We start from the raw sequence: 12,422 nt of genomic DNA, 5'->3' as shown, positions 1-12,422 counted from the left end.
CTCCGCCCCAGCTTCGGTCTCGCCAATTAGGAAGGGCGAAAATACCACAGGGCGGCCGGCGGAAACAGGCATTAGCGCCGCCCGATCCATACTCCTTTTGGGTGTCTGCGATGAGGAATGCCTGTCAGGCGGCGACCTGCATCAGGTCGAGCATGCGGCCGATTGCGCTCGGGATGGGGGCGATAATCGGCGTCGAAAACATCGGCTGGAGCTCGTCGGCCGCCTGGCCGAGCGGGCCGCCGCCGATGATGACGGCCTCGGCGCCGTCGAGCTCGATGCATTGGCGGACCGCCTCGCCGAGAGCCGAAAGCAGCCGATCCGGGTGGGCGGAAAGCGCCAGCGGATCACCCGAAGTGCAACGGATGCCGGTATATTGTTCCCAGACGCCGAGATCGCGGGCGCGGTCGTCGATCGCCTGGATCAGTTCCGGCGTCGTGGTGGCGACGCCGAATTTGCGGCCGCCCTGTGAGGCCTCGATCATCGAGGCCTCACAGATTCCGATGACGGGGATATCGAGCCGGTGCTTGAGCGCGGCAAGGCCGGGATCGCCGAAGGCGCTGACGACGATGCCGAGGCATCCGACCTCATGCTTTTCGCCGATCTCGACGACCTCGGCAGCGGATGCGTCCAGCTGCTCCGGTGTGACGATCATCGGCGGGTTCCGCATGGCCGTGGCGACTGCCACGGCCATGCGTCCTGATGCTGCCCGGCGTGCGATGGCGACCATCATGTCGCTGGTGGCACGCGAACTGTTCGGGTTGATCAGAAGGATATGTGCGCTCACGTTCTCAGTTCCACGCCGACTTTGATTTCAGAAGTGTCAGCCTTTGCCAGGTCGGCATCGGCAGGCTGGGTGAGGTCTTCCATCGACATGCCGTAGGTTTCGGGGCCGAGCTGGATGCAGAAGGCAAAGACCGCATACATGCCGGCGGCAAGCCCGAAGACACCGACCATGCCGTAGACGTCGAAGAGGGCGCCGGCGATGGTGGGGACGAAGGAACCCGCGGCCGAACCGGTTGCCAGGATCAGCGCCACGCCGAAGGCGCGGATGCGGGTCGGAAAGAGTTCGGGCGCATAGATCCAGATCGAGGTGTTGAGCAGCAGCACGAAGAACTGGAAGATCGCGCCGAACATCAGCACCAGATAGATGTTGGTGCCGAGATAGGCGATCGAAACCGCCGCAAGGCAGGCGAACACGGCGCCGAGCGTCAGCACCTTCTTGCGCGGGAAGTAGTAGCCGAACATCGAGGCGGCGATGGCACCAAGCACGCTGCCGCTCTGGATGATCATGCTGTAGAGCAGGCTGCCCTGCAGCGTATAGCCCATGGAGACGAAGATGATCGGCATCAGCGTCAGCACCGAAAGCTGGGCGCCGTAGCTCATCAGGATGGCGATGGCGACGGGGATCGTGCGGCCGATGAAGGGCGCGCGGAAGAGTTCCTTCCAGTCGCTCTTGGCCGGCTCTTCGTCTTTCAGGTGATCCTTGGTCAGATACTCCTGGACCTTGAGATTGCGCGGGCGTAACGAGCCGGAGGCAAGGATGGAGAGCACCTTGTTGGCTTCGTCGATCTTGCCCTGTGAAGCCAGGAAGCGCGGGGTCTCCGGCACGAAGCGGCGATAGAAGACGACGAGCAGAGCCGGGAGCGCGAGGGCGGCGAAGAGCCAGCGCCAGCTGTTTTCACCCGGGAAGAGGGTGAAGATCATCAGGCCGAAGGCGGGCGCCAGGAAGTTGCCGAAGCCGCCGGCGCCGACATTGACGAGGCCGGCCGCCGTGCCGCGGAATTTCGGCGAGCAGAATTCCGACAGCATGGTAACGGCCGTCGAGATTTCGCCGCCGACGCCGAAGCCGACGATGGCACGGGCAAAGCAGAGCGTGGCGAAGTTCGGCGCCATGGCGCAGGCGGCCGAGCCAATGGTGAAGAGCAGGAGGTTGATGGTCAGCATCACGCGTCGGCCGTAGCGGTCGCCGAGGATGCCTGAAAGCAGGCGGCCGATCGCCGCGCTGCCGAAGGTGATGGTGTTGAGGAAACCGATGTCGGTGCCGGTAAGGCCCCAATGTTCTTTCAGGATCGGGCCGGCAACGCCGATGGTGTTCTGTTCGAAGCTGTCGAACAGGCAGCCGATGAGCACGAGGGCGAGAATTTGCTTGTGGGCGCCGGTGACGCCGATCTTGGTGAAGGCTGATTCCAACTGTCTGATGACCGGCGATGACCTGCCGGACGGTACCATATTTTCCGCTGCCATGGTTCGTTCCCCTTTATGGCTTAACAACGTGAAAATGTGAAAATTCAGTTTCATGAAATCTACAGCATGAAATCTGAGTTTCATAGGAGATTCTATGACGCGCTGCGAAAGGAAATGGCCGCTCGCAACCCAGGCTATGGAATGCAGATTTCGTGCCACTCGGTGGGAAACGAAAGTTTCTCGTTTGCCGTCAAAAGCTTGGCGACAAATTGCACTCTAACGGGCGGTTGAAACCCAGATTTCTTGTGCTCGAAAAATGTTCTGCCGTTTCAGGCAAATGCCCAATCGGCGCTCACAATTCGTCGAGCGCGTCGTTGATCGCCTCGATGCCGCGCAGGCGGTTTCGGCCGGCGGGACCGGCGATTTCGATGCAACGCGTGGTGAGCAGATGGCAGAGCGCCATCACAGAGACGTGGTTGAACAGGGGCCCCGGCGCTAGCGTCTGGCAGCGGAAATGCCATTCTGCCTGGTTGAGGAAGGGAACGCCTTCGTCGGTGATATAGAGCAGCCTTGCGCCCGATTTTTCGAGCTGCGCGAGGATCGGTTCCATCAATGTGACGCGCCGGCGCAGGCCGAAAAGGATGACGACGTCGTCGTTGTTGATGCTGACCAGATGTTCGCCGAGCGTCTGGCCGCCGCCGGGAATGGCCGAGATGTGCTCGACCACCTGTGTCATCTGCCATTGCAGATAGGTGGCGAAGGAATGGCTGGCGCGAAAGCCGATGACCCAGACTTTGCGGGCGCCAAGGATGGCGGTTGCCGCCGCCGTCACCTGGGTTTCGGAAATGGCGAGAAAGGTCGCTTCGATATTGGCCACGCCCTGCGCCACATGGGACGTGAGCGACTGCTCGCCGCCGCTGTCGGTGGCGGTTGCAAGGAACAGGCGCGAACCGGTCTGCTTGTCGGCGCGGGCATGCCGACGCGCTTCTTCGTAATTGTCGTAGCCGAGCCGCTGGATGAAGCGAGAGACCGTCGCCTTCGACACATGTGCGAGCGCCGCCAGTTCCTGGGCTGAGTAGCTGGCGACCTCGCCTGGAAAATCGCAGAGGAAGTCGCCCAGCCGCCGCTCGGCCGGATGCAGTTCCGGCAGCACTTGGCGAACACGGGTGAGGAAGGAACGTTCTTTCGGGCTCATGCGATGTCCATGAAACTGGCGTTTCACGGCAATCTCTGATTTTCGCGGGGATATTGCAAGCGAGGCGGGCGGATGCCGCCTTGCTTTCAACGGCTGCAGACGCGGGCAGTTGCCCGCGTGCGTCAGTATTTCGACGGCACGTAGAGTTCCGGCGGCAGAACCTTGCGCTCGTAATCCGGGTTGAAGACGCGTTCCGGTAGGGAGATTTCCTCGTGCGGCACGTCCTCGTAGCGGATCTGCCTCAACAGGTGGTCGATGCAGTTCAGACGGGCGCGCTTCTTGTCGTTGCCTTCGACGATATGCCAGGGCGCTTCCGGGATGTTGGTTCGGGCGAAGGTCTCCTCCTTGGCCTTGGTGTAACCTTCCCAGCGCACCCGCGACTGCAGATCCATCGGCGACAGCTTCCACTGCTTCAACGGGTCGTGAATGCGCACCAGGAAGCGCATCTGCTGCTCCTCGTCGGTGATCGAGAACCAGTACTTCACCAGCCGGATGCCGGAGCGAACCAGCATGCGCTCGAATTCCGGCACGTCGTCGAAGAACTGCTCGACCTGGTCCTCGGTGGCGAAGCCCATGACGCGCTCGACGCCGGAGCGGTTGTACCAGGAGCGGTCGAAGAGCACGATCTCGCCGCCGGCCGGCAGGTGCGGCACGTAGCGCTGGAAATACCATTGCGTCTTTTCGCGGTCGGACGGTGCCGGCAGCGCGACGACACGCACGACGCGGGGATTGAGCCTCTGGGTGATGCGCTTGATGACGCCGCCTTTGCCAGCGGAATCGCGGCCCTCGAAGATCACCACCACCTTTTCCTTGTGATGGACCACCCAGTCCTGAAGTTTGATCAGCTCCGACTGCAACTTCAGCAGCGAGCGGAAGTAATCGATGCGCGGGATCGATGGCGGGTGGTTCTTGCGGTAGATCTTGCGGATCTCTTCCGACAGCGCCGGTTCGGAAAGCTCGAGTTCGTAGTCCTCGTCGAGCGTGTCGGCCAGTTCTGCTTCCAGCCAGTCCTGCGTTTCGATCTCGTCGTTCGACCTGTTCATCTGACCCTCCGGATTGCGTGTGTTCGACGACAACTTTGCGTGATGCCATCGTTAGTCGGCTTATTTCACAGCCGCATGAAGGGAATTTGACGCTGACCTCCACGCCCCGATCGGCGCTATCCCTTGATGTACCAGCCCCAGGGCTCGTCGGCGTCGAAACTGGTGATCTGCTTGGTCTCCAGATAATTGGAGAGGCCCCAGCGGCCGAGCTCACGGCCGATGCCCGATTGCTTGTAGCCACCCCAGGGTGCTTCGGCGAAGGTCGGCTGCGAGCAGTTGATCCAGACGATGCCAGCGCGAAAAGCGCGGGCGACGCGCTCGCAGCGGTCCCTGTCGGCCGACATGACGGCGGCTGCAAGACCGAAGCGGCTGTCGTTGGCCATGCGGATCGCGTCGGCCTCTTCGCCAAACGGCTTGACGCAGACGACCGGACCAAAGATCTCCTCGCGCCAGACGTAACTGTCTTCGCGCATATCGGTCAGCACCGTCGGTTCGATGAAGTAGCCGCTGTTGAGGCCGGCCGGGCGGCCGCCGCCGGCAGCCACCGTGGCGCCGTCCTGGCGGGCGCGGTCGATCGCGCCCATGATCTTGTCGTACTGCCCCTTCGAGACGATCGGCCCGAGCAGGGTGCCGTCTTCCAGACCATTGCCGATGGTGATCTTCGCCGCTTCTTCGCAGAGGCGCTTGACGACGGTCTCGTAGATTGACTCCTCGACGAGCACGCGCGAGGTCGCCGAGCAGACCTGGCCCTGGTTCCAGAAGATGCCGAACATGATCCATTCGACGGCCTTGTCGATGTCGCTGTCGGCAAAGACGACGAAGGGTGACTTGCCGCCGAGTTCGAGGCTGACATTCTTGATGTCCTGGGCACCGGCCATCATCACCTTGCGGCCGGTGACGACGGAGCCGGTGAAGGCAAGCTTGTCGACCAGCGGATGCTCGGTCAGCGGCTGGCCGGCGTCCTGGCCGGTGCCGGTGAGGATGTTGAGCACGCCGGCCGGCAGCCCGACTTCCTCGGCGATGACGCCGAGCTCAAGTGCTGTCAGCGGTGTCAGCTCCGACGGTTTGAGCACGATGGTGCAGCCGGCGGCCAGCGCCGGCGCCACCTTCCACGACACCATCAGCAACGGATAGTTCCACGGGGTGATCGCGCCGACGACGCCGAGCGGTTCGCGCACGGCGCGTGACGTGAAGCGGCTGTCGCCGACGGCGATCGCCTCCTCAGGGCTGGTGTCCAGTTCCTCGGCGAGACCGGCATAATAGCGGAAGCAGCCTGCGGCATCGTCGATGTCCCACAATGCTTCCGGCAGCGGCTTGCCGTTGTCGGCGACTTCGAGCCGGGCCAGCGAGTGGCGCTTTTCCTCGATCTTGGCGGCGATTGCACGCAGATAGGCGGCGCGCTCGTTGCCCGAAAGTTTTGGCCAGGGGCCGCTGTCGAAGGCGATGCGGGCCGCTTTTGCGGCCCTGTCCACGTCTTCGTAGGTTGCCGCAGGCGCACGATGGATGATCTCCTCCGTCGCCGGATCGATCACGTCGAGCGTGCCGCCGCGCCGCGGTTTTTCCCATTTGCCATCGATGAACAACCGGTCCTGCATGCAATACCCCTTTATAGCCCGGTGCGAGTATGGCCAGTCAAAGCGAAACACGCCAGCCGTAAGTTACGGCTGGCGTTGATCTTTTTGCCGCGAGACACTGCTCTGACGGTCGGTCGCCGACCCGCGCCACGCGAGGAACGGCAGAACCGGAAGCACGACGCAGGCGCTGGCAAAGAGCCAGAACTGCCCGAGGGTCACGAGATTGCTGGTATAGAAGGCTCCCGAGACGATGCCGGCGATCAAGCAGGCATCCATGAGTGGCAAGCTCACGGCGTAAAACACTGCCTGGCGCTCCAGGGACAGGCAGCGTTGCAGGAGGGTAAAGTAGGTAGCGAAAGCGATCATCTCCGGTATGCCGCCGACGATCAGCAGTCCGCTGGCCACCAGGGAGTTGGGGGCAAAAATCAGCGCGAAGGACGAAAGGCCTTCGAGCAGGCTGGAGAGAAGATAGGCGCGAAGCAGCGCCTGCGTACTGGTCAAAGCTCCCGCCAATCGGTGCGAGACGACAGCACCAATCAGGGCGCCGGCGCCCTGTGCCGCCAGAAGCAAGGTCCACATCTCCGGGCCGAGATGAAACTGGTCACGACTGAGCCAGAACAGGAACGGCTGCAGTGTCCCGAGCGAGACCATGTAGCCGAAGGCCGGGAGCAGCAAAGCCCAGAGCAAGGGGTTTTCGCGAAACATCGCAAGGGTTTCCCGTCCGAAGCCCGATGCGTGCGAGGGTGCCGCGTTCTCTTGCCCCGGCTTGTCGCGTGGTTGAAGCACCAGCAGAAGGGCTGCCCCGATCTGGGCAAGGGACAGCGCAAGAAGGGTTGTCACGATCGAGGTGGAGGCAGCTGCCAGACCCGCCGCCGGCGGACCGAAAATCTTGGCGAAGCGGTCGATCGCCTGGAAGGCGGTGTTGGCCTCCATGTTGCGGCCGGCTGGAACGACGGCGGCGCGCAGCATCAACAGACCCGGCGTGACCACCGCGTCCGCAGCGCCGATGACCAGGACGATCACGTGCAATGTCATTGCGTCCGGCGCGAACGCAAGGCCGGGAATGGCGATGGCGGTCACCGACAGGCAGCACAGCACCGGAAGCTGCGGGCCGCTGCGCCGTAGGAGCGAGGCGACGATCGGCGCAAGCAGGAGGCTCGGCAGCAGACGCAAGGCAAGACTGCCGACCAGTTCCGCACCGGCGCCGAAGCGGCGTGCAACGACGAGCGGCAGCGCGGCGACGAGCATCCAGGAGCAGAAGGAATCGACGGTGAGGACGAGGCTGATGCGCCGGAAGGCGGCAACGCCCCAAAGATTGGATTTGTCCATAGGAGAGCCCGATGAGACGCAATCGATCTCGGGTCTGCTGTATTGGGCAGGTTTGATGAGATCGAACGCGAACAGGATAAGCCCGCGCAAGAGGCGGACGGTTCTGGGCTCACAGATGCAAACCCCGCCTTGCGGGGCAAATCAGGCCATCAAATCGGGTTCGCTCGACATGGTCAGCCATTTACCATGGGTGCTTCTCAGGTGACAAGCGGCAGCCTTGATCGTCATGGCTGCCGCTGCCGAGATGCGGCTCTGTGCTATCGCGGCGCGTTGGCCAAGGCCGGCGTGACATTGGCGATCTGGGTGATCACCATGCCGCCGACGATGAAGAACAGGCCGGTCAGCCGCGCCGCATTGACCGGCTTTTGCGGGAAACCCATCAGGCCGTAGTGATCGATCAACATGGAAATGGCCATCTGGCCGGCGATGACGGCGACAATGAAGCTTGCCGCGCCGAGCTTCGGCGCAAGGAGGAGAGCCGCGGTGATGTAGATCACGCCGGCGAGGCCGCCGATCCAGATCCACCACGGACCCTTGAATGCCACAGCCAGGCTGGGCAACGGCGCCCGGAAGGCAATCAGCATCGGCAGGATGAGCGCGAGACTGACGCCGAGCGAGACGACCGTCGCCCAGAGCGGATGGCCGAGGAGGCGGCCAAGGTTGGCATTGGCGCCGGCCTGGAGGGGGACGACGGCGCCGGCGAAGATCGCCACGGCAAGCAACAGGAGGGAGGAGAGATTGGGCATTGTTTTTCCTTTTTGTTGCGGCGATCCTCCATCATCTATCTTGGGAATGGAAATTCCAATTTTTCACGTGCTATATTCGTATGATGAATAATCTCGGCGCAATCGACCTGAACCTGCTCGTGGTGCTCGACGCGCTCCTGGCGGAGCGCCACGTCTCGCGCGCGGCTCTGCGGTTGAACAAGAGCCAGCCTGCCGTCAGCCATGCGCTGGCGCGGTTGCGCGCTCTGTTCGACGATCCCTTGCTGGTTCGCCATGGCGGCCAGCTCGAGCCGACGGTGCGGGCGCTGGAGATCGCGCCGCAGCTTGCCGAAGCGCTCGCGCATATGCGTCTGCTCATGGGGTCTCATCCGTTCGATCCGGCGCGCGAGCCCCACGTCTTCCGGCTGGCGATGTCCGACTACGCTGCGCTTGTGCTGCTGCCGCAACTGATGACCGTGCTGCGCCGGCAGGCGCCGAACGTCGATCTCCTCGTCAGCCAGGCAAGCCGCGAAGTGATGATGGCACAGGCCGTCGACGGCGAAATCGATCTGGCGCTCGGGGTTTTCCCGACGCTTGCCGAGGATCTGAGGACATCATTGCTGTTCGAGGAGCACTTCGCCTGCCTGGCCGATCGCGCGAGCCTCGGCGGCGAAAAGACGATGGAACTTTCGGCCTATCTGCAGCGGCCGCATATTCTCGTCTCCCTGCGTGGCGATACCGGCAACGAGATCGACCTTGCGCTTTCGGCTATTGGACACAAGCGCCGCATTGCGCTGGCCCTGCCTCATTGGAGTGCGGCGCCGGGTCTCGTTCCCGGAACCGATCTCGTGCTTACGGTTGCGCGCCGGATCCTGCCCCGCGACGGGGAGATCGGGCCGCTCGCCATCTTCGCGCCACCCTTCGCGATCCCGCCCTTCGCCTTCCGGCAGATCTGGCACCGGCGGCGCGACGGCGACCCCGCCCATCGCTGGCTGCGAGATCTGATCACCGGCATCCTCGCGCCGCCGACTGGGGCCCCCGCGGCCGTGTGATTGGACAAGCCTGAAAACGGAAAGGCCCGGTGCGGAGATGCCGACCGGGCCTTTTTTATAGGCTTTGCTGCGCGTCAGTCGTGGCTGACGCCCTGGATCGCCGAAACCTGCCATTCGGAACCCGGCTTGCGCACGAAAGTCCAGAGCTCGACGGCTTCCGTGAGATTGTCCGGATCGCCGCTGATCACCTTGCCGGTGGTGCGGTCGCGCATGACGTCGATGCTCTCGTAGCGCATGGCGACGGTCGCAAATTCGGTTCCGTTTTCCGACCAGGCTTCGGCGACGTCGCCCTGAACGAGGTGCACGTCGCGCACATCGTTCTTGACGCCGCTCGTGGCGTTGTCGCTGAGCTCTTCGGCTAGGTACGACATGGCTTCCGGCGTCGTCAGGCGACGCAGCGTGCCGTAGTCTTCCGCGGCGTAAGCCGCCTGCACGTCTTTCAGCATCTTTTCGAACTGCTCGAGGTCAGACCCCTGGACGCCGATTTCATCGGCCGGGCCGTCGGTGACGGGCGCCGCCTGAGGGGCTGCCTGGGGTCGAGCCTGCGCCTGACCGCTTGCCTGGCCGCCGCCGATGCTCGGGATCTTGAACGACGGCATGCCGTTCGATGGCTGCTGGCCCGACGAGCGCTCGGACGGGCCGGCATAGGCTGTCTGCTGGCGGTTGCGGTTAAAGAAGCGCATGGCGAGCATGATCAGGCCACCGATCAGGAGCATCTGCACGATCAGGCCGAGGAAGCCGGCAGCACCGCCGAAACCGCCGCCCATCAGCATGCCGATGAGGCCGCCAACCATCAGGCCACCGAGCAGCGAACCGCCGAAGCCGCTGAGGAAGCCCGGACGGGCGTTCGGCTGGGTGGCGTTCGGGCGCGTCTGGCCGGCTGCCGGATTGGTTGCGGCCGGGCCTGCGTCCTGGCGCGGCGTCATCGAACGGTCGATCGGTGCCGCGTTGGTCGGCGCGGTACGGGTGACCGGCGGCTGCGAGAAGGTGCGGGTGCCGCGGCTACCGAAGCCGCCGCCCGAACGCCGCGCTTCGGCGACGTCCACAACGGTCAGCGCAACGACCATGCCGATCGCCATCATTGCCAGAGTTCGTCCAAAACGCCCAAATCGCTGCATTGCCATCACAACCCCTAAATCTTGCTTGGGCTCAAACCGAGCCATCAGGACCTGATATAGGGGCTCAACGCCTGAGATTTAAGCTTTTCGCGTCGCTTTTCGGCCAGTTTACCGTTATCCGACACCGCTAGCTGGCCGAATCCGGCGTGGAATCAGCATCTTCGGCGGACGCCCGAGTGCAGCCCGCCCTTGCCGCTGACACCTAGCGATTGACTGCCAGGATCATCGTCGCCGCCTTTTCGGCGATCATGATCGTCGGCGAATTGGTGTTGCCCGAGGTGATCGTCGGCATGACCGAGGCGTCGGCGATGCGCAATCCCTTCAGACCGCGCAGGCGCAGTTCCGGATCGACGACGCTCTCCGGATCGGCGCCCATGCGGCAGGTCCCAACCGGATGGAAGATCGTCGTGCCGATATCGCCGGCCGCGCGCTTCAGGTCCTCCTCGGTCTCGTAGGACGGGCCCGGCTTGAACTCGACCGGGTTGAAGCGGGCGAACGAGGGTTGCTTGACGATTTGCCGCGTCAACCGGATGGCGCTGACCGCGACATCGCGGTCGGCCTCCGCCGTCAGGTAGCGCGGCCTGATGTCCGGCGCGGCGGCAAAATCCGGACCCTTCAGATGTACCGATCCGCGGCTTTCCGGGCGCAGATTGCAGACGCTGGCGGTGATTGCCGGGAAGGAATGAACCGGCTCGCCGAACTTGTCGAGCGACACCGGCTGCACGTGATACTGCAGATCCGGCGTTTCCTTTTCCGGCCCGGAGCGGGTGAAGATGCCGAGCTGGCTCGGCGCCATTGCCATCGGCCCGGAACGCTTCAGCAGATATTCGAGCCCGATCGACGCCTTGCCGAACAGCGAGTTTGCCTTTTCGTTGAGCGTCGGCACGCCGGTGACCTTGTAGGCCATGCGGAGCTGCAGATGATCCTGCAGGTTTTCGCCGACGCCGGCGCGTTCGTGGCGAAGCTCGATGCCGTTTGCCTGCAGCACGTCACCACGGCCGATGCCGGAGAGTTCGAGGATATGGGGTGAGCCGATCGCGCCGGCGGAGAGCACAGTTTCGCGGGTTGCGCCGGCGCGCTTGACTGTGCCGTCATGCTGGAATTCAACGCCGGCGATGCGATCGCCCTCGATGATCAGCTTGCGCACATGCGCCTTGGTCAGAACTGTGAGGTTGCCGCGCTTGTGCGCCGGGCGCAGGAATGCCTTTGCGGTGTTCCAGCGGATGCCGGAACGCTGGTTGACATCGAAATAACCGGAGCCTTCGTTGCTGCCGCGGTTGAAATCCGGCGTCTCGGGAATGCCGGCTTCGCTTGCCGCCTTCTGAAAGGCGTCGAGCACGTCCCAACGCACGCGCGCCTTTTCCACCCGCCATTCGCCGCCGGCGCCGTGCATCTCGTTGGCACCGCGATAGTGGTCCTCGGATTTCCTGAAGAGCGGCAGCACGTCGTCCCAGCCCCAGCCGGTACAGCCGAGCTGGCGCCAGTGGTCGTAGTCCTCAGCCTGGCCGCGCATATAGATCATGCCGTTGATCGACGAGCAGCCGCCGAGCACCTTGCCGCGGGGATAGCCGAGCGAACGGCCGTTCAGGCCCTCTTCCGCTGCGGTCGTGAAACACCAGTCCGTGCGCGGATTGTTGATGCAATAGAGATAGCCGACCGGAATGTGGATCCAATGGTAGTTGTCGCGGCCGCCGGCTTCGAGCAGCAGCACGCGATGCCCCGGGTTTTCCGAAAGGCGGTTGGCAAGCACGCAGCCGGCGCTACCTGCCCCAACGACGATGAAGTCGTATATGTCCATGGTTCTCCCTCGATATGTACGGCGCGACCCTTCAGATCCCGGGTTCGGGCGACATCGCTCCTTCAGCCGCGCCCCGGCGCCGCATTCTTGAGCTTCGTCATCTTGTCTTCGTCCTGAACCGCCAGCCGCCGCGAACGAACGCAGGAATACTCCGGCGCCGGATGGTGGCCGCCGGGGGCGTTCGTTTCGGTCTGTTCATATTTGGCCAAACATGCTCCTCAGATGTCCGCTCTGACGCGTACAATCGGGAAAAAACCGCTTGGATGCAAGCGTCCGGAACCGTAAATTGCAAAACAGGATCTGTTCATTTTCGGACAGACGGGGAGTAAGCATGAATCCGAATTTCACCTGGGACGATCTGCAGTTCTTTCTGGCGGTGGCCCGCACCGGGCAACTGTCGACGGCGGCGCGGCGCTTGAGGACCA

The 12,422-nt window shown here is 63.4% G+C and carries 12 protein-coding genes (1 of these 12 only partly in view); 2 read left to right on the top strand and 10 right to left on the bottom strand.

Annotated elements, in window-relative coordinates; genetic code table 11:
• Nucleotides 1-124: 124 nt before the first annotated feature.
• The 7 genes from FA04_RS16170 to FA04_RS16140 all read right to left on the bottom strand — a co-directional run bounded on the left by FA04_RS16170 (nt 125) and on the right by FA04_RS16140 (nt 8,071).
• The gene (locus FA04_RS16170) at nt 125-784 is read right to left on the bottom strand and encodes an aspartate/glutamate racemase family protein (RefSeq protein WP_034802354.1); all 660 of its coding nucleotides are present in this window, start codon (nt 782-784) and stop codon (nt 125-127) included.
• On the bottom strand, nt 781-2,244 hold the full coding sequence (locus FA04_RS16165) for an MFS transporter (protein WP_034802351.1): 1,464 nt from the start codon (nt 2,242-2,244) through the stop codon (nt 781-783). The genes FA04_RS16170 and FA04_RS16165 overlap by 4 nt, the downstream gene beginning before the upstream one ends.
• Nucleotides 2,245-2,536: 292 nt before the next feature.
• A complete protein-coding gene (locus FA04_RS16160; protein ID WP_034802348.1) occupies nt 2,537-3,379 on the bottom strand; it encodes a MurR/RpiR family transcriptional regulator in 843 nt (280 codons plus the stop codon).
• A 122-nt stretch (nt 3,380-3,501) separates the two neighbouring features.
• Nucleotides 3,502-4,422: a polyphosphate kinase 2 gene (ppk2, locus tag FA04_RS16155; RefSeq protein WP_034802341.1), complete on the bottom strand. Its 921-nt coding sequence runs from the start codon at nt 4,420-4,422 to the stop codon at nt 3,502-3,504.
• 116 nt (nt 4,423-4,538) lie between these two features.
• Nucleotides 4,539-6,017 (bottom strand): aldehyde dehydrogenase family protein, encoded by a 1,479-nt coding sequence (locus FA04_RS16150; protein WP_034802338.1) that lies wholly within the window; start codon nt 6,015-6,017, stop codon nt 4,539-4,541.
• A gap of 63 nt (nt 6,018-6,080) precedes the next feature.
• On the bottom strand, nt 6,081-7,325 hold the full coding sequence (locus FA04_RS16145; RefSeq protein WP_034802335.1) for an MFS transporter: 1,245 nt from the start codon (nt 7,323-7,325) through the stop codon (nt 6,081-6,083).
• A gap of 257 nt (nt 7,326-7,582) precedes the next feature.
• Nucleotides 7,583-8,071 (bottom strand): DMT family transporter, encoded by a 489-nt coding sequence (locus tag FA04_RS16140; RefSeq protein ID WP_034802333.1) that lies wholly within the window; start codon nt 8,069-8,071, stop codon nt 7,583-7,585.
• An 80-nt stretch (nt 8,072-8,151) separates the two neighbouring features.
• Here FA04_RS16140 and FA04_RS16135 point away from each other — a divergent pair, with 80 nt between their 5' ends.
• A complete protein-coding gene (locus FA04_RS16135; protein WP_234798713.1) occupies nt 8,152-9,081 on the top strand; it encodes a LysR family transcriptional regulator in 930 nt (309 codons plus the stop codon).
• Between the two features lie 74 nt (nt 9,082-9,155).
• Here FA04_RS16135 and FA04_RS16130 read toward each other — a convergent pair whose 3' ends face one another.
• The 3 genes from FA04_RS16130 to FA04_RS35205 form a co-directional block, all read right to left on the bottom strand.
• Nucleotides 9,156-10,160, bottom strand: a complete 1,005-nt coding sequence (locus tag FA04_RS16130; protein WP_371273172.1) for a Tim44 domain-containing protein — start codon at nt 10,158-10,160, stop codon at nt 9,156-9,158.
• A gap of 241 nt (nt 10,161-10,401) precedes the next feature.
• Nucleotides 10,402-11,997: a GMC family oxidoreductase gene (locus FA04_RS16125; RefSeq protein WP_034802327.1), complete on the bottom strand. Its 1,596-nt coding sequence runs from the start codon at nt 11,995-11,997 to the stop codon at nt 10,402-10,404.
• A 62-nt stretch (nt 11,998-12,059) separates the two neighbouring features.
• Complete coding sequence (locus FA04_RS35205) at nt 12,060-12,206, bottom strand: hypothetical protein (RefSeq protein ID WP_156553007.1); 147 nt, start codon at nt 12,204-12,206, stop codon at nt 12,060-12,062.
• A 122-nt stretch (nt 12,207-12,328) separates the two neighbouring features.
• Here FA04_RS35205 and FA04_RS16120 point away from each other — a divergent pair, with 122 nt between their 5' ends.
• Nucleotides 12,329-12,422, top strand: partial view of a LysR family transcriptional regulator gene (locus FA04_RS16120; RefSeq protein WP_034802325.1) — the 5' portion only. 851 nt of this gene lie beyond the right edge of the window; the window shows 94 of its 945 coding nt (coding positions 1-94); its start codon is at nt 12,329-12,331; its stop codon lies off the right edge, out of view.

This window comes from Ensifer adhaerens, assembly GCF_000697965.2.
Taxonomy (GTDB): Bacteria; Pseudomonadota; Alphaproteobacteria; order Rhizobiales; family Rhizobiaceae; genus Ensifer; species Ensifer adhaerens.
Note: the sequence above shows the minus strand (reverse complement) of the source record. Positions and strands in the feature narration are given on the sequence as shown.

Bases quoted from the DNA above. Each gene is read 5' to 3' on its own strand.
- FA04_RS16130 (WP_371273172.1), bottom strand. From the start codon at position 10,160: ATGGCGATCGGCATGGTCGTTGCGCTGACCGTTGTGGACGTCGCCGAA.
- FA04_RS16125 (WP_034802327.1), bottom strand. From the start codon at position 11,997: ATGGACATATACGACTTCATCGTCGTTGGGGCAGGTAGCGCCGGCTGC.
- FA04_RS16145 (WP_034802335.1), bottom strand. From the start codon at position 7,325: ATGGACAAATCCAATCTTTGGGGCGTTGCCGCCTTCCGGCGCATCAGC.
- FA04_RS16140 (WP_034802333.1), bottom strand. From the start codon at position 8,071: ATGCCCAATCTCTCCTCCCTCCTGTTGCTTGCCGTGGCGATCTTCGCC.
- FA04_RS16135 (WP_234798713.1), top strand. From the start codon at position 8,152: ATGATGAATAATCTCGGCGCAATCGACCTGAACCTGCTCGTGGTGCTC.
- FA04_RS16165 (WP_034802351.1), bottom strand. From the start codon at position 2,244: ATGGCAGCGGAAAATATGGTACCGTCCGGCAGGTCATCGCCGGTCATC.
- FA04_RS16160 (WP_034802348.1), bottom strand. From the start codon at position 3,379: ATGAGCCCGAAAGAACGTTCCTTCCTCACCCGTGTTCGCCAAGTGCTG.
- ppk2 (WP_034802341.1), bottom strand. From the start codon at position 4,422: ATGAACAGGTCGAACGACGAGATCGAAACGCAGGACTGGCTGGAAGCA.
- FA04_RS16150 (WP_034802338.1), bottom strand. From the start codon at position 6,017: ATGCAGGACCGGTTGTTCATCGATGGCAAATGGGAAAAACCGCGGCGC.